This is a genomic window from Spirosoma aerolatum, assembly GCF_002056795.1.
In the GTDB taxonomy this organism is placed as follows: Bacteria; Bacteroidota; Bacteroidia; order Cytophagales; family Spirosomataceae; genus Spirosoma; species Spirosoma aerolatum.
Map to the genome: position 1 here is coordinate 7,085,089 of NZ_CP020104.1, position 17,967 is coordinate 7,103,055.

The 17,967-nt window shown below is 49.3% G+C and carries 13 protein-coding genes; 11 read left to right on the forward strand and 2 right to left on the reverse strand.

The features are described from left to right. Positions 1-116: 116 nt before the first annotated feature. The 7 genes from B5M13_RS29535 to B5M13_RS29565 all read left to right on the forward strand — a co-directional run bounded on the left by B5M13_RS29535 (position 117) and on the right by B5M13_RS29565 (position 10,757). On the forward strand, positions 117-638 hold the full coding sequence (locus B5M13_RS29535; protein WP_080059081.1) for a hypothetical protein: 522 nt from the start codon (positions 117-119) through the stop codon (positions 636-638). 95 nt (positions 639-733) lie between these two features. Then, complete coding sequence (locus B5M13_RS29540) at positions 734-2,155, forward strand: ATP-binding cassette domain-containing protein (RefSeq protein WP_080059082.1); 1,422 nt, start codon at positions 734-736, stop codon at positions 2,153-2,155. Positions 2,156-2,510: 355 nt separating this feature from the next. Continuing rightward, on the forward strand, positions 2,511-4,586 hold the full coding sequence (locus tag B5M13_RS29545; RefSeq protein ID WP_245859554.1) for a gliding motility-associated C-terminal domain-containing protein: 2,076 nt from the start codon (positions 2,511-2,513) through the stop codon (positions 4,584-4,586). A 76-nt stretch (positions 4,587-4,662) separates the two neighbouring features. Further along, the gene (locus tag B5M13_RS29550) at positions 4,663-7,113 is read left to right on the forward strand and encodes an OmpA family protein (protein ID WP_080059083.1); all 2,451 of its coding nucleotides are present in this window, start codon (positions 4,663-4,665) and stop codon (positions 7,111-7,113) included. Between the two features lie 61 nt (positions 7,114-7,174). After that, the gene (ispE, locus tag B5M13_RS29555; RefSeq protein WP_080059084.1) at positions 7,175-7,981 is read left to right on the forward strand and encodes a 4-(cytidine 5'-diphospho)-2-C-methyl-D-erythritol kinase; all 807 of its coding nucleotides are present in this window, start codon (positions 7,175-7,177) and stop codon (positions 7,979-7,981) included. Positions 7,982-8,035: 54 nt separating this feature from the next. Next, positions 8,036-8,650: a cytochrome c oxidase subunit 3 gene (locus B5M13_RS29560; RefSeq protein WP_080059085.1), complete on the forward strand. Its 615-nt coding sequence runs from the start codon at positions 8,036-8,038 to the stop codon at positions 8,648-8,650. A gap of 130 nt (positions 8,651-8,780) precedes the next feature. Beyond that, the gene (locus B5M13_RS29565) at positions 8,781-10,757 is read left to right on the forward strand and encodes a M1 family metallopeptidase (RefSeq protein ID WP_170061214.1); all 1,977 of its coding nucleotides are present in this window, start codon (positions 8,781-8,783) and stop codon (positions 10,755-10,757) included. A 217-nt stretch (positions 10,758-10,974) separates the two neighbouring features. Here the strand turns inward: B5M13_RS29565 and B5M13_RS29570 are convergent, their stop codons facing one another. Both B5M13_RS29570 and B5M13_RS29575 read right to left on the reverse strand, forming a co-directional pair. Further along, complete coding sequence (locus tag B5M13_RS29570; protein ID WP_080060129.1) at positions 10,975-12,012, reverse strand: fatty acid desaturase; 1,038 nt, start codon at positions 12,010-12,012, stop codon at positions 10,975-10,977. A gap of 232 nt (positions 12,013-12,244) precedes the next feature. Continuing rightward, positions 12,245-12,937: a porin family protein gene (locus tag B5M13_RS29575; protein ID WP_080059087.1), complete on the reverse strand. Its 693-nt coding sequence runs from the start codon at positions 12,935-12,937 to the stop codon at positions 12,245-12,247. Between the two features lie 276 nt (positions 12,938-13,213). On the opposite strand from B5M13_RS29575, the gene B5M13_RS29580 reads away from it, so the two are divergent. Genes B5M13_RS29580 through B5M13_RS29595 form a run of 4 tightly spaced genes read left to right on the forward strand, consistent with a single transcriptional unit; the run spans position 13,214 to position 17,908 of the window. Then, the gene (locus tag B5M13_RS29580) at positions 13,214-14,026 is read left to right on the forward strand and encodes a lysophospholipid acyltransferase family protein (RefSeq protein WP_080059088.1); all 813 of its coding nucleotides are present in this window, start codon (positions 13,214-13,216) and stop codon (positions 14,024-14,026) included. A gap of 35 nt (positions 14,027-14,061) precedes the next feature. Then, on the forward strand, positions 14,062-16,353 hold the full coding sequence (locus B5M13_RS29585; protein ID WP_080060130.1) for a DUF7133 domain-containing protein: 2,292 nt from the start codon (positions 14,062-14,064) through the stop codon (positions 16,351-16,353). Between the two features lie 18 nt (positions 16,354-16,371). After that, positions 16,372-17,199 carry a formylglycine-generating enzyme family protein gene (locus B5M13_RS29590; RefSeq protein WP_080059089.1) on the forward strand — a complete coding sequence of 276 codons (828 nt, stop codon included), beginning with the start codon at positions 16,372-16,374 and terminating at the stop codon, positions 17,197-17,199. 13 nt (positions 17,200-17,212) lie between these two features. After that, positions 17,213-17,908 carry a 3-keto-disaccharide hydrolase gene (locus B5M13_RS29595; protein ID WP_080059090.1) on the forward strand — a complete coding sequence of 232 codons (696 nt, stop codon included), beginning with the start codon at positions 17,213-17,215 and terminating at the stop codon, positions 17,906-17,908. The last annotated feature ends 59 nt before the right edge of the window (positions 17,909-17,967 follow it).

Genomic DNA, 17,967 nt, shown 5'->3' on the forward strand with positions numbered 1-17,967 from the left:
AGAGCTACTCTTCCTGCCTTTTTTATGAAGCAAATTACATTTTTAATTAAATTTTAAAACAACCCGCCATTAGTATAGTTATACCATAGAATATCAAGCAATAATAGAACTCAACGATGAAAAAAGTAATGATGATGGGATGTATGCTAGTAGCTGGCATCGCCTTTAGTGCCACGGCACAATCGACCAATACGACGACAAATACAAATGCGGGTACAACCGCAACATCGCCAACAACCGGAACACGGACTAATTCGGGTACATACCAGTCGCAGCCGCCAACCGGAACCACGAATTCAACAAATCCGGCAACCAATACGAACATGAGTACGTACCCTACTCAGCCAACGACCCCAACAACGGTGAATCCGCAGCCTACAACGGGGACTTACCAAACGCAGCCGCAAACGGGTATCAATAACTCAACGACCGGAACAGGCACAACCAATGGCACTGGAACCGGTACAATGAATACAGGTACGACCAATACCGGTACAACAACGACAACCGATCCACAAAGTACAATGGGTACTACTGATCGGTTAAATAACGGGACCACAACTAACGGTTCAACCCGTACACGTAGTGGTACGACCACATCGCCAACAACAACACGTCCCCGGTCAATGACCAACTAACTGATGAAGTCAGGTTTATTGGCATCATTTGCCCGGTAAATCGATGACTGAAATACAACGAAGTAGGTAACTTTGTAAAGTTGCCTACTTTTTTTATGTCACTTTCTGCTGAGTTGATTACGCTAAATGGCCTGACTGTCCGTCGAAGTGGCCAGCCTGTTTTAACTGATTTAACCTTTACACTCCGTCCAGGCGAATGCTGGGCCGTAGTAGGTCCAACGGGTAGTGGTAAAACCACATTTTTACAGACGCTTGCCGGGCAATTTCATGCGCCACCAGATACACTCATGCGACAGGCGCGCACAGAGTTCGTGTCGTTCAAAGAAGAATCCAGCCGCTTTTCCTACAGCAGTTATTTCTACCAACAACGCTATCAGGCTACCATGAGCGACGAAGGCACAGACGGTAGCTATTCATCGACCCCAACCTTACGCGACTTCTTGCAACTGACCAATACGGAGGAATCAGCAACGCTGGTCGACCGTTTAGGTTTATCTCCATTGCTCAATCGATCGTTCATCAAGTTATCCAACGGTCAGACTCGTAAAGCTCGCATTGGCAAAGCCCTGCTAAAACACCCGTCCGTTCTATTGCTGGATAGCCCTTTTGTGGGTCTCGATGCCATTTCCCGTGCGGAACTAACCGATTGGCTCGGTGAACTCATGCACCACGGGTTAACACTTATGCTAGTCAAAGAGCCCGATGATATTCCGGCGTTTGTAACACACGTGGTCGTGCTGGAGAAGGGGCGAATTGCCTGGTCTGGCCCCAAAGAAGCCTATCAATATAGCCCGCCAGAGCCTCCATCGATAGCCCCCCCAGCCTTACAGGTCTCGGCTCCAGCACCCGACTTTGAAGAGGCCTTTCGCCTTTGTGATGTAACGGTACGTTATGGCGACACCATCATCCTCGATCACATCGGCTGGACGGTTCGGACTGGTGAACGATGGGCCTTGTTTGGCCGGAATGGGGCTGGTAAGTCTGTGCTGCTTAGTCTGCTATATGGCGACCATCCGCAGGCTTATTCGAATGATGTGCGTGTATTCGGCCATCGACGCGGGAAGTCGGGCGAAAGCATTTGGGATGTAAAACGTCGTATCGGCTTTATTTCGCCCGAATTACATCTTTATTTCCCTCAAAATCTGACCGCTCGTCAGGTAGCCCTTACCGGGCTGACCGATACGCTTACCCCTCCCAGCCAGGTTGCAGCTGTTTCTGAAGTGGATTTATCGTCCTTGTTTGCTTATTTCGGGCTGACCCAATTGCTTCACCGCTCGTTTGGCACACTGTCGGCAGGTGAGCAGCGATTGATATTGCTGATTCGAGCCTTTTTAAAAAATGCCCCTGTTCTACTTCTCGACGAACCGTTTCAAGCCATCGACCATAGCCATGTTCAGCTGGCCAGGCAGTTGATCGACAGTTTTACCAATAAAACAATCCTGTTCGTTACGCACGACCAATCTGAACTGCCGGGCAGCATCAATCAGGTCTTTTCTATTCATGTTACTGCTTCTTAAAAATCAAATAAATCCTTTTAACGGCTTTTGGTATACACTTAATTAAACTTGTAGTCTTCTATAATCGTAATGGTATCCTTTTGTAAACAAAATGGCCTTTATGTTGGCATGGTTTATGAGGCATACCCCGGTCATTTCCCCTAGGCTTCTGAACTGACCATTCACTCACAAAATCGATAAGGGAATCCGATAAATCCCTCGATCAATCAGGTTCATTTACTAAAAAAATGGGCTTGGCATGAAATTCGTCCTATATCGTATCAAGCAACGTATATTGATGAGGAAACGACTACTGTATATATTTATCGAAAGGTATGGGTGGATAGTCGTCTGGCTACTTTCGTGGTCAGGCGCCATGGCTACGTCGAACAACTATAGCCCAGCCGATACCTGCCTACACCCCGAACCACCCATAATTACGGGTTCTGCCAAAGCAATTTGCCGCAATGAAGTTGTTTCGTTAACCGCTACTGGCTGTTCGGGAACAGTCATCTGGTCGAACGGCGACACAGGACCAACAATCAGCGTAAAACCACAGCAAACAACAAAATATACCGCTATTTGCCGGGCAAAACCTGGGTGTATCAGTTGCTTTGCCGACGTCTGGAAAATTACAGTCAATACGCCCGAAGCCCCCACAGTAACGACGTCGTCAAAACTGGTTTGCCCTGGCCAGACAGTAACCTTAACGGCAACTAATTGTACCGGAACCGTTCACTGGATTAGTCAGGATGGGAGTGAACAAACTGTCGGAAAAACCTGGACAACTGCCTTACAGACGACGACCGCTTTCAGGGCCACCTGCGAGCAAAACAATTGCACAAGCAATCCATCCATTCCTCGTGCCGTCGAAGTAGCCGCTCCCCAAACGCCCGTCGTTACTACCGACAGGCGTGATATATGCGCAGGCCAGACGATCCGACTGACGGCTTCGGGCTGCCTCGGAAACATTCGCTGGACCGATGGAGCCGAAGGACTAACCCGAACAGTAACGCCTTACTCATCAATTAACTATCGGGCTATTTGTCAAATTGGTTCATGCCAGAGTGACAGCTCTCAGGCCGTTTCGATAACCGTTCGATCGGCCAGCAACCCGCTCAACCTGCAAACCAAGTTAACAAGTAACTGTCCTTTTCAAACCGTTGATCTGTCGAAGGCAATTATCAACAAAGACGCTTCGATACAACGGTATGAATTTCGAACCGAAGCCTCGCTACTCGCCCCGGCAGTACAATCACCTGGAGCCGTGGGAGCAGGAACCTATTACCTATTTGGCCGAACAGTTGATGGGTGTTATACAGAGCCGATAGCCATCGTTGCCACCATCAAACCCTGCCAGAACGCAATACCTCCCTGCCTAAGCAACCCAGCTTTCGTAGCCATCCGACTCGACTCACTCGACCCGGCAAAAGGCGTTGTTCGTTTAACGGCACAGCTAGGAGGCTCGGCCAATAACCCCTCCTGGCAGAGTGACGGCGGGGGCTTATTTACTAATACCGAAACCAAGGCCCGCTATCTACTCTCTGAGGCCGACCGTCAACGAGGAGCCACATTGTTTACGGTGTCTATAGCAGACCCGGATGGTGATGGGCCTTGTGTGGGTGCATCGGCCCAAAAACTGGTGATGACATCTTCACGCGAACTTGTGGGACTTAGCAAAAAAGTAGCTGAACCGATCTGGCTAACCGAAAACCAAAAACGCCTGGTTGAGCTTACATATCAACTCACCGTTGCCAACCTTGGTAAGCAGGCCTTAACAGGTATACAACTAGCCGATGATCTGGACGCAGCTTTTTCGGGGGCTGGTGCTCAGATTCAATCGGTCAACGTTCGCGTCGATAGCGATCTGGTTATAAACAAGAACTATACTGGGCTAGGCACCGATACCATTTTAGTAACCGGAGGAACATTACAGGCGGGTGAACAGGCTCATGCGTGGTTGACGGTCCGATTGGATGTAAGCCAGGCAAACACCCTGACATTCACCAATAAAGCGATGGCCCAGGCTGTCGATGCAACGGGCAACATCTGCCGCGACCGGTCGACCAATGGTCTTGACACCGACCCTGACCAGAATGGCAACCCAGCCGATAACGATGAACCGACCGTTATCTCGCTGCATTCGGTACAGGGCGAAGACTATTCGAGCGTTTTCATTCCGGAAGGTTTTTCGCCCAACGGCGACGGAGTGAATGATCGATTCGTGATTCAGAATGTTCCTACAGGGATAACCATACAGGTAGAGATTTACAACCGATGGGGGCATCTGGTTTATCAGAATATGAATTACAAAAATGACTGGGACGGCACATCCAATCAGGGCGTCAAAACTGCCGATAGTCGACAGGGGTTGCCAGATGGTACGTACTATTACCAGATTCGACTCAGCGACGGACGCGAATTTGTTCGGTTCCTGACCTTAGTAAGATAACTTTTGTAGCAATGATTTTTGGCCAATTTCGTTTTTCGTAGGGAGATCGTGTAGCTGGCCGTAGGGGGTAATACCAATGAGTAACAAGTGGATCGTATGGATCATAGGCGGGTTTCTGTGGCTAAGCAGTTTACAGACTTGGGCACAGGTAGACTCGTTGCTGCAGCAGGCCGACCGTCTGCTCAGCTATAAGGCCTATGGCCGAGCTATTGAAGCCTACTCGCAGCTATTGAACGAGCAGGCCGATCAGCTCACGCCCACGCAAAAAATAACTGTACAAAGTCAGTTGGCTTCTGCCTACCACCAGGTTGGCGATGGGGCAAAAGCTGAGCGCTATTATCGGGAAGCCCTGGCCGCTAATCCTGACCCTAACCCTCAACTACTTCTGCTTTTTGCCCAGACGCTGGTCGGCAATGGTAAGTTCCAGGAAGGGCAGAAAATGTTTGAGCGTTATGAACAACTCAAAGACAAACAACCACCCCGCGCAGCTATAACGGCTTCGACGGCAGGCAGCTCTTCGGCAAGCCTTCGTAAGGAGCCGGTTAAGTACCGACTGGAGTTTCTGGATTTCAACACATCGGGAGAAGAGTTCAGCCCGGCCTATTACCAGGATGGCCTCGTCTATGTGGCCGGTAAAAAGGGAGGGTCAGCCATCGAAACCACAGGCAGTGGTGGCGGGGCAGGCTACCTTGATCTCTTTTACTTACCCAATCGGAACAACCTGAAGGTGAGCAGCATTCTCAATACCGACGGCACCACCAGCCGCCCTGTAAATACTCCTGCCCGAGATGACCGCTCCGCCGGAAACTACAGCCGTCAAACGCCGAATGATTCGCCGACTATACCCAATTTTGGCCAGGGCATCAACATTTCAGAAGGGCTGGGCTACGCAGCGAATGCGAGTTCGCAGAATGTTTCCAAACGCTTCAGCCAGACGCTGAACACCAAATATCATGAAGGGCCAGCTACATTCTCGCACGACGGCTCACAGATCATTTTTACCCGTAACAATTACAATAACGGTCGAGCCAGTAAGAGTTCGGAGGGGGTCAATAAGCTTAAACTGTACACGGCTGTTCAGGAAAATGGCGCCTGGACCGACATTGTCGAACTGCCGTTCAATAGTGATGAGTATTCGGTGGGGCATCCGACCCTGAACAAGAGTGACGAACTGCTCTATTTCTCTTCGGATATGCCCGGTGGCTTTGGTGGAACCGACCTGTATGTAACGCGCTTCCAGAATGGAAAATGGAGCCGGCCTGTCAATCTGGGCAGTACCATTAACTCGAAAGGAAACGAATTATTCCCGTTTGCCGATGATGCAGGTAATCTCTACTTTTCTTCCGATGGCCGAAAGGGACTGGGTGGACTGGATATTTATTATGCTACCTTAACCAATGGAATAACCGTTCAGTCAATTGAACATCTGGATGCGCCCATCAATTCACCACAGGACGACTTTGGTCTCATCACCGATGCCAATCGAAAAGCGGGTTATTTCAGTACAAACCGACGCGATGGCAGCGACGACATTTATCGGTTTGTCCGCGAAAGCTCTCTGTATGGGTGCCGCGACCTGACCATTCGATTATACGACACCTTTACCGATCAGCCTTTAGATAGCGTCAGTGTGCTGGTGAAGTCCAATGCAGATGGGCAACCCGACCAAACCCTGCTAAGTGACCAGAACGGCCTCGTTCGCATTTGTCTTCCCGGAAGTAATACGTTTACCTTCAAAGCCAGCCGCGATGGGTATATCAACAGTACCGTTGGTTTCACAACTCGTTCATTAGTCGATGATCAGCCCAGCCGACTGGAAATCGGCTTATTGAAGCCAACCGTTCCGGTCGATACCATTTCAGAAGCGCAATCGACACCTGCCCCCGCCCTTACCCAATCACGCATTCAGGGGACTGTTTTAGGCGACAATAACCGCAAGCCACTCGCCGGGGTGAAAGTACGTCTTCGGAATGAATGCGATAATTCGATAAAAGAATACATAACCGGGGCCGATGGCCATTACTCGTTCGACATCAACGAGGGTTGCGATTATACGTTGATTGCTTCAAAGCCATCCTTTGGTACCAATACCAGCAAAATCAAAAAGATAGCTCCCAAGGCAAAGCCCAAGGAACTGTCGGCTGACCTGAAAATGCTGAGTGTGGGCGATGTGGTTACGATTGATAATATTTATTACGATCTCGATCAGTTCAGCCTCCGTCCTGCGGCCATGCGTGAACTGGATAAGGTTGTGGCTACCATGCGAAAATATCCGTCGCTAATCATTGAAATCCGGTCGCATACCGACAGCCGGGGCGATGCAGAGCGGAACAAGGCCCTGTCGCTGGAGCGAGCCAAACAGGTTGCGAATTACCTGGTTTCCAAAGGCATTAGCCGTCGGCGAATGGCTACCCTGGGCATGGGTGAATCGCAGCTCGTCAATAACTGCACCGATGGTGTGATCTGTACCGAAGCCGAACACCAGCGAAATCGCCGAACCGAATTTAAAGTTGTCTCCATCAAGTAAATGATGAACTATAGCATCCTATTTTTACATCATCGTGTAAAAGCTTTAATTCATCCTTCATTTGATTGCGTTTCCAACCTGTAAAATCAACATTGGCCTTCGGATCACCGAAAAACGGCCGGATGGCTACCATAATCTACAATCCTGTTTTTATCCCGTAAGCTGGGGGGATATACTGGAAACTATTCCAGCCACTGATTTTAGCTTCAGCAGCAGTGGTCTGCCTATTCCGGGTGATGGCCAAACGAATCTGTGCGTTCGGGCCTACAATCTACTGAAGACCGATTTTGACCTGCCCCCTGTGTCCATGCATTTACACAAGATTGTGCCTATTGGAGCGGGGTTAGGCGGTGGCTCGGCCGATGCAGCATTCACACTGAAATTGCTGAATGACCAGTTTGGCCTTGGCTTAGGCATCGCCCAGTTGGAGGATTATGCCCGGACGTTGGGAAGTGACTGTGCCTTTTTTGTTCAGAATCGCCCCCTGTATTGCCTGGAGAAAGGTGATGTTTTCTCAGAGATTTCGGTTAATCTGACTGGCTATTATGTCCTGCTCGTTTACCCCAATCTGGCTATCTCAACGGCCGAAGCGTATGCAGGTGTTCGACCACATCAACCCGAACTGTCGTTGTTCGAACAGTTACAGGCACCAATCGATAACTGGCGCAATACCATTCATAACGATTTCGAAGACAGCCTATTTCCCAAGTATCCACGTTTAGCCGACATCAAACAACAACTGTATGAGGAAGGAGCTGTTTATGCGAGCATGAGCGGGTCCGGGTCTACCCTATACGGCATTTTTAATGCACCTATACCCATGCCAAACCAATTTCTGGACTACAACGTTTGGCAAGGGAAATTATAAATATCATCCAATCGTTACTATTCTAACAAGTCTTGATTAAGAACTTCTGTTTCCATGAGCAACTTCGTGACCAAACGGCGTGAGCCGTCTCGTTTTATGGTCTGGTTGGGCATCGCCAGCAGTACGATGCTCTTCACAATGTTGTTGGTTACCTATGTTGTTCGTCAAACCGCGTCAGATTGGGCTACCGTAAAACTACCCCTCGTCTTTTTGGTTAGTACCGGTGTTATCCTGCTGAGCAGTTTAACACTTAACAATGCCAAACAGGCTTTCTGGCACGAACGATTTGGGAGTTATCGTACGAATCTGGCCACTACACTCGGGCTGGGTATTCTGTTTATGTTGCTTCAGGGTTGGGGCTGGCGCGATCTGTTCAGAGCCGGCATTCGTTTGGAAGGCAACCCCGCTGGTAGCTTCATCTACATCATCTCCGGCCTGCATTTGCTGCATATACTGCTTGGGCTGATTCTACTGGGTATAGTCTTATGGGAAGCCTTACTCCGACGCCCGTATGTCGACGCCTTTGTCTATAGTGTAAATCCGCCCAATCGGCTCAAGCTCAAACTCATTGCTTTGTACTGGCATTTTGTTGATGTGCTCTGGCTGGGCCTATTTTTATTTTTACTTGTCCATCATGGCATCAACTGGGGGCTACCCATAGGACATTAGCTAATTTTAAGGCTTTATAGCGTTATTTGTAAGAGAATACGAATCAGAAAGTTAGTTCTGCTTTTGTAAGCATCATCCGCAAATCGAAAAGTAAGTTCACTCAATTAATCGAGTTAGGCATCTGAATTTCATGAGAAAAATCGCTCTTTGGGCAGGCTTTTGGGCATTATGTGTCTCGTCCTTCGCTCAAACGTCTCCTTCGTCAACATCCACACCGGGTTCCAAATATGACCCACTGGCTCTATTTCATCCATTATTCAACATGCAACCGGGCAATGATTATCGAACCGGTAGTGGTGCTCCTGGCCCCAACTACTGGCAAAATCGCTCGGATTATCAGATCAATATTACGCTCGATGATCAGCAGAATTCTATTACAGGCGAAGTAACGATCACCTACAAAAACAACTCGCCGGAGTCATTAGCCTATTTGTGGCTTCAGCTAGATCAAAATGCGTTTAGCGATACCTCACGGGCCTCCAAAACGACTCCTGTTTCAGGTGGTCGGTTTGGCAATCAGGGTTTTGCGGGTGGGTTAACAATCTCTAATGTAACTGTCGATCAGGGCAAAGGAAAGTTTTCAACCGTTCCTTATGTCATTACAGATACCCGCATGCAGGTTCGCCTGGCCGAGTCCGTAAAGCCCAAAGGTGACGTTATAAAAGTAAAAATTGCCTACTCCTTTAAAATTCCGGAATACGGTTCCGATCGGATGGGGCAACTCAAGCGGAAAGACGGCATCATTTACGAAATTGCCCAGTGGTATCCGCGTATGTGCGTTTACGATGATATTGAAGGCTGGAACGTACTCCCCTACTTAGGCGCTGGTGAGTTCTACCTGGATTATGGCGACTATGAATACAGTATTACCGCTCCCTGGGATCATATCGTAGTTGGTTCCGGCGAGCTGCTCAACCCAAACGAAGTGCTAACGGCCGATCAACAGAAACGATTGGAACAGGCTCGTAAAAGTGACCAGACCGTAATCATTCGTGGAAAAGATGAAGTAACAAATGCCAACTCCCGCCCGAAAAAGTCAGGCACGCTTACCTGGAAATTTCGGTGTGAGAATAGCCGCGACGTAGCCTGGGCTTCGTCGCGCGCGTTTGTCTGGGACGCGGCCAGAATCAATCTCCCCAGTGGCAAAACTGCTCTTGCCCAATCCGTTTACCCCGCCGAAAGTGCTACCAATGATTCGTGGAACCGCTCGACCGAATACGTAAAAGGCTGCGTTGAGTTCTACTCCAAATACCTCTATGAATTTAGCTATCCCGTTGCTACAAATGTAGCTGGCATCGTAGGTGGAATGGAATATCCGGGCATCATCTTCTGCGACCATCGCGATAAAAAAGACGCGCTCTGGGGCGTTACCGACCACGAATTTGGGCACAACTGGTTCCCAATGATTGTGGGCAATAACGAACGAAAGTTCCCCTGGATGGACGAAGGCTTCAACACCTTTATCAACGGGCTGTCGACGGCCAATTTTAATAAAGGAGAGTACAACCGCGAGCGGGGAACCATGCACGATCTGGCTCCTGCACTGGCCTTCCCAACTGAACCAATTATGACCATCCCTGATGTGCAGCAGCCCAGAGCCTTAGGCATTTTGGCGTATTACAAGCCGGGTATCGGTCTGAAACTGCTGCGTGATGTGATTCTTGGCCCCGACCGTTTTGATTTTGCTTTTAAAAATTACGTGCAGCGCTGGGCGTTCAAGCACCCAACTCCCTATGATTTCTTCCGCAGTATCGAAGACGGTGCTGGCGAAGATCTGGGTTGGTTCTGGCGCGGCTTTTTCTACGAAACCTGGCGGCTGGACCAAGGCGTTAAAGACGTCAAATATGTAGATGGCAGCGCTGACAAAGGCTCATTGATTACCATTGAAAACCTTGACAAAATGGCTATGCCTGCAACGATTGAGGTGACTGAAAGCAATGGCAAAAAAGGCCGGGTAAACTTACCAATCGAAGTTTGGCAACGCGGTGGTTCCTGGACGCTTAAATACAGCTCGACATCGTCCATCAAGACCGTTGTGATTGACCCCGACGAAAAGCTGCCGGACATCAACCCCAAGAACAACACCTGGCGAGCCGAAGCGCAATAGCACTGGTTATATCAAGTTAAACTACTTTTTTCGCTTTACCCCACCCCCCATCCAGGGTTGACTATAATTGACCTAAGCCCCCTTCGGGGGGTGGGGGTAAGGTAAAGCAAAATCCATAACCTGAATTAGTAGTAGTCTGCAAATGAAAAAGACCTAGCGCTGATAGCTAGGTCTTTTTCATTGAATACGCTTGACTAAGTCAAAACAGGCGCTACGATCAAGCAGCCGTTTTAGTGGGTCGATTCAAGGCTTGTGACTCGATCAGTTCCAAATCCGGTTTCGATTGGTCGGCAACCGTAACACGACCGCGTTCCTTACGCACAATCCGGGAGTAAAGCGAAATCTCCTGATCGAACAGGAACCGGAAGAATAACCGAACGTATGACGTATGGTATTTCAGCGTATCGTAATACTCAGGAGCCGACTTTTTGATGTCAGGCAGTTTATTCCAGGGGATAGACGGAAAATCGTGGTGCTCGTTATGGAAGCCAACGTTCAGGTTCAAGCCGTTCAACTGACCGTAATAGCTGTACGTTTCCTGCTCAGGATCGAGCGTCAGGTAATGCTCCTGAATCCAGCGAGCACCCAGTGGGTGCAGGCCGACTGAGAAGAACAAACAAAGCAGCAGAAAGGCCAGTGCTTTCCAGCCAAAGAAGAAGACAATTACAGCATCGAACGCTACCTGTACGACAATATTAGCCGCTACCCATTTATCGATCACCGCGAGTTCGTGCATCCGAAGCGTACGAATGGCCTGGAAAATCGGAAAGAAAAGCAGCCAAAGAGCTTTACCAATGGAGTAATTGTTGATGAGTTTGGCTTCGTACCAATCGGGCAGATCGGCATCAAGTTCGTGTACGCCCTGAAAGGCATGGTGTTTAATGTGAAAATTTTTGAACGACAAAGCCGTTGGTAATACCGTTGGCAGGTTCGCCAAAATAGCCGCCCAGGCATTGGCTCCTGGCTTGCGGAAAATTAAATTGTGGGCCGCTTCGTGAATACAAACGAATAAGGTATGCGCTGGAAACGCACCAATAAACCAGGCAGCCGCCACAACAATCCACCACGACTGATCACGTACCAGCCAGGCCATGCCTACCATCATAGTTACACAGCCCAGAATAACCCAGAACGTAGTAGGGTTTTTCTGACCGATTAACTGTTTGATTTCAGGATGCGCTTTAAGAATTTGTCGGGTACGAATACGGTGCGGTTCGGTTGCGTTTGAACGAACAAAATCTGTGAATCTTGCCATAAATAAGGTGTCGCCTGAACAACAATAGCCGTGCGAGCGGCTCAGTGAAAAAATAGACAGTAAAATTAACACAATCTTAGCAGGCAATCCTACTTAGCGAATCGAAAATTGCCTGATTTTAATCAGATATTCCACCAAAATAAGAAAGGCGAAGCTGATTAGCTCCGCCTTTACTGATTCAGGTTGATTCAACAAATTCGTATAGTGGGTGGGATGGTGAATGGTGGACTGGTTAATAACCAATCGGAAATGAGTATCCGAGCGAAACCGCGACTCCACGGTTACGTACATTGAGATTGACAACGGGAATCTGTATCTGACGGGTAAATCCTTGTGTGTAGCGGCCTTCGAAGAAGAACTTTCCGGGACCCGCATCCATCGCCAGACCTAGGCCACCCACGGCGCCAACGTCCCAGCGGCTGAGTGTACTGCCATAATTAACATCGATATCGTATGGCTGGGTCGTAAATAAGGCAGAAGCCCGTGTGCGAATTCGCCCGTCAACAGCGTAACTTACCGAAGGACCAACAATCAGGTAGGGCTGAACCGCGCCATCGGTCAGGTTGATTTTTGCCAGCAGCGGAATCTCCAGATGTTGCGACTGATAGGCGATGGTTGCCCCAATCGGCAGGTTAAAGCCACCCAGATTCAAATCCATACCTTCTTTGATGGCCACCCCTTTCTGAACATAGGCAAACTCGGGTCGGAACGATACGCGGTCACTGAGTGGAATATCCAGGAAGATAGCACCAGTAGGGCCAACGGTGGGGTATAAGTCGGGCAGTAAGCTACCCATAAAATCGGGTTTAGAAGCAAACCCCCAGTTAGCACCGCCCCGAATTCCGACCTGAACCTGAGCAAAAGAAGCAGGGACAACAACAAGGGTTAAGAGGGCAATGGCACCGGCAAGCACAATTCGTTTCATGGTTCTGAAGGGAAAAAATTGAAAATGAAAAACGGGTAAACCTGAAGTTGATTGTGTAAAGCGTCGGCTATAGGCAGTGTTGTTTTTTAAGTGCTTTCATGGATTAGAGAGCCGTGAATACAAAAGGATTAATCCGATGAAAAAAAAATTTACACGCAGCGATTTTGACGATTTGTTACGGTAGTGGCATGCTGCGAATCAAGGTGTTGTATTTTTTCTTGAAAACATTGCAGCGTCCTTTTAACTTTACCCTTACCTATTGACCCTATTACCGAAATGAACTACATCAAGCCAACCAAATTCAGCTACCTGCCGAAGTTTCTGATGCCGTTGGATATTCTTGGGCTGTTTGACTGCGATCCGTTCGGTAGCTCGCTCCTGCTCAGGCGAATACTTATCTGTATTGTGGGCTGGTTAACTTATGCCCGCTATACTGTAGTGAACCGCATTCAGATCGAAGGCACCGAAAACCTGGAGAATCTGCCCATCAACAACGTCCTGTTTCTTTCCAATCATCAGACTTACTTCGCTGATGTCATCGCGTTCTTTCATATTTTCTGCGCCGTGAAATGGGGGTTTCAGAACACTATTGTTCCGCCTATGTATTTGTTCGGCCCCAGGGCGCGTCAGTACTACGTAGCGGCTTCTGAAACGATGAAGAAGGGCTTTGTTCCTCGCGTTTTTTCAGCCATTGGCGCCTTAACCATCGAACGTTCCTGGCGGGCCGAAGGGCGCGAAGTACAACGGAGCGTAGATACCTCCGCCAATGATAAAATTGCGAAGGCGCTGGCTCACGGCTGGGTGGTTAGTTTTCCGCAGGGAACCACAACACCTTACGCACCCATTCGCAAAGGCACTGGTCACCTGATTAAAAACAATGAGCCTATCGTAATACCCGTTGTTATCAATGGTTTTCGCCGGGCATTCGACAAGAAGGGGCTGCGTTTTAAAAAACGAAATACCCTGTTGACTGTCCAGTTCAAACCGCCCCTTCCCTACAGCCCGGAAGATACCGTCGATGATCTGGTGGCCCGAGTCCGTCATGCCATTGAACAGGATGCCCCAGAATGGGCGCAGGAACAACGCTAACGCAACGCGGTAATGCGCGTTACCCTTACCTAACTATGAAATCGTTCCTATCACCAACTCTTTTTGCTTCGCTGATTGCTCTAGCGTTTGGTTGTAATAAAACCTCTACAACCACATCTAAAAGCGATTTCACCCGAGTTGTGCTGGATACCAATCCACCTATTGAACCGCTATCGCCCGAAGCGAGTATGGCCAAAATTCAGTTACCGCCCGGATTTCATGTCGAACTGGTTGCCAGTGAACCTATGGTTCAGGAACCCGTAGCGATAGCCTGGGATGGTAATGGACGCCTGTATGTGGCTGAAATGAACACCTACATGAAAGATGCCAATGCCACCGGTGAGTATGCACCAACCAGTCGGATCAAACGGTTGGAAGACACGGACGGTGATGGCAAAATGGATAAGTCGACCATTTTTATCGACAGTCTTGTTTTACCCCGTACCATTCTGCCCGTAGGCGATCAATTGCTGGTCGGTATTACCAATATTCAGCACATCTGGAGTTATCGGGATACGAATGGAGATGGGAAAGCCGACGAGAAAAAAATCGTTTTCCGAAACGACGTCATCGACTCCCGGAATCTGGAGCATCAGAATGGTGGCCTGATCTGGAATCTCGACAACTGGATTTACCCCACCCGCGACAACCTCCGGTACAAGTACAAAGCAGGGAAACTCATTGCCGATACGCTGGTCGATAACATGATTGGCCAGTGGGGTATGACGACAGACAATTACGGTCGCCTGTTTTACTCTGAAGCCGGGCCGGGCCTACCAGCTGTACAGATTCAGCAAAACCCGGCTTATGGCGCATTGAACTTCGTCGATCAGTATACCGAAGATTTCACCAAACCCTGGCCTATTATTGGAAATGTTGATGCCCAGGGCGGCCGGGAAGCCCTTCGAAAGGAAGACAACACCCTGAACAAATACACCGCCGGTTGTGGACAGTCCATTTTTCGGGGCGACCGACTGCCCGCCGATATGCAGGGCGATTACTTCATCCCGGAACCTGTCGGCCGGATCATCAAACGAGGGAAAGTTATTAACCGAAACGGAAAAATCTATATCGAGGACGCCTATAAACAGAAAGACTGGCTGGCATCGGCCGATATGAATTTCCGCCCCATAAACACCTATACGGGACCCGATGGCTGCTTCTACATAGTGGATATGTATCATGGTATCATTCAGGAAAGCGAGTGGACCAAACCGGGTTCGTATCTGGGTAAAGTTATTCAGGACAAAGGCTTGTATAAAAACCGGGGTATGGGTCGAATTTATCGTATTGTACATGACGACTTCAAACGCGACTCCCAAAAGCCTTCCCTACTCAATGAGCCAAGTAGTAAACTGGTAACCTATCTGGATCATCCAAACGGTTGGTGGCGCGATAACGCCCAACAGCTTCTGGTCGTCAGAAATGATCAATCGGTTGTGCCAACGCTGCAACAAATCGCCACTGGGCAGAAAGCCTCCTTAGCCAAAGACCCCAGCGCCCTCGCCCGCATCCACGCTCTCTGGACTCTAGAAGGACTCGAAGCCGTCGACAAGCCTACGCTGTTCAAAGCATTGACGGATACCGACGCGCAGGTTCGTAAAGCAGCCGTCTGGATCAGTGAAGTTTATCTGAAGAAGAAAGATCCGGAGGTGATTGAGAAACTGGCCGCCATGACCAATGACCCAAGCCCCGACGTTCGTATCCAACTGGCTCTATCGCTTCGGAGCCATTCGACTCCTCGTACAAAGGCCGTGGTGACCCAACTTCTGGCTGATAACCCGCAGAACGAACTGATGCAGTTCTCGTACAAAACCTTTACAGAAGCACAGAAAATGCTTCTGGCCGAACAGGAGCGTACTCGCAACTTAAGCCCCGCCGACCGGGCACTGGTCACAAATGGCGCTACTATTTTTAAGCAATTGTGTGCCACCTGTCATGGTCCCGACGGCAAAGGCATCGTAGTAGCCGGAAGTTCGCAGATGCCAGCTCCTCCATTAGTTGGTTCACCACGGGTAAAAGGCGACAAAACGCTGGTTATCCAATTATTGCTCAATGGCATGAAAGGGCCACTGGATGGCAAGACCTACCGAGATATAATGCCATCGATGGGTAGCAACGACGACAAATGGATCGCATCGGTGCTGAGTTATATTCGGAATAGTGGCGAACTGGGGAATAAAGCCTCTGTGGTAACACCCAAAGAAGTGGCTGAGGTACGAGCTACAACACCCGTCATTGCCGGAGGTATGACCCAGCAGGAGTTGGAAATATTTAAGTTAGGCCGGGCCGAGCGGACAAATTGGAGCAAACCCGAAACGAAATAACCATCGTCACGGACCATCATGAAGACACTCATTATCAGCGGTATTCTTATTGGCCTTGTGGCTCGGCTGGCCGCTCAACCCACTATCTTTACCAATACTATCGGCATGGAGTTTGTGCGTATCCAACCGGGGAGCATGGTCGTTGGTCGATTTCAGCCGCCTTATCCCAAACCATCCCAATCGGAGGAAGCGGCTAAGAAGAACGGGGTTCAGTGGACGAAGGTAGACTATCAGCTTGCCGAAAATCTAGTTAATCAGGACGCCCGGCCAGGATTTGACGTCAAGATATCTAAGCCGTTCTACATCGGCAAATTTGAAGTAACGCAGGGACAGTGGAAGCGTGTTATGGGAACGAATCCATCCACATTCCAGGGCGATCGCGTCACAGACGATGCCGATCAGCATCCGGTAGAACAGGTTAGCTGGCAGGATACCCAAAAATTTCTCGCCAAACTAAACGCGCTCGACAAAGAGCATCACTATCGATTACCCACCGAATTCGAATGGGAATATGCCGCCCGTGCTGGTGCCGATGACGACATCCCCTGGAAAACGATCTGGGCATCAGCGCAGATGGGTTCGCCAACAACGGCCAAAGTAGGCCAGAAAACACCCAACGCCTGGGGCTTATACGATACACTGGGCAACGTTTGGGAATGGGTACAGGACTACTATAATGAAAAAACCTTTGCTGATCCAACCCCTACGCGTTCGGGTACGCAACACGTTCTGAAAGGGGCCTCATTTGTCGGTGATGTAAAAAATGCAACCTACATGACCCACGCTGCCGGGCCTGGTAACGGATGGGATGTTGGTTTCCGGGTAGTAATGGAAGCAAAGCAATAATCTCACGTTAATCATGCGCTTGCAAACAATAACACTCATTCTCTGCCTATCATTGGTCGCTTGTCTGGCGCACGCCCAGATTGGGAAAATACCGCCAAGATTTACCCCTATTTTCAATGGGAAAGATTTGAAAGGGTGGCATACCAGCCGTACATCTCACCAGGGGACTACGGGTAATTTTTACGTGGAAAATGGGGTTATCACCCTCAAACAATATCCATATGGTCAGGGTGGCATCTTGCTGACCGACAAGAAATACGGCAACTACGAACTGTATCTGGAAGCCAAAATTGATTCGTTCTGCAATGGCGGTATCTTCCTACGGTCAACGGAAAGCGGCATGGCCTATCAGGTTGAACTGGCGACCCCCGGCGGACTGGGCGATCTGTTGGGCGAACGCATGAACGTCAGCAAGGGGGCTCAGGCCACCAACATTCGTAACGTCTGGAAAGCAGGGAACTGGAACTCGTTTCGTATTCGAATGGAGGGCGCCATTCCCCGCATTCGATTGTGGGTCAATGATGAGCTTATGTGGGATGTGACCGAGCCCAAAAATGATTTTATTGCCGACGCTACAACAGGCATGATTGGTCTGCAATCGCACTGGTCGGCGGTGTATTCGGTAGCCGCTGAAGCGTTCAACATGGCGGGCTCCTGGAAACCCGGTGCCGCTCACCGCTTCCGCAACGTCGCGATTAAAGAACTGTAACGAGGGCGGAAGCCAGCGAGTTAAAGACTAGTAGTTCTTTTAATTCGCTGGCTTCTGCC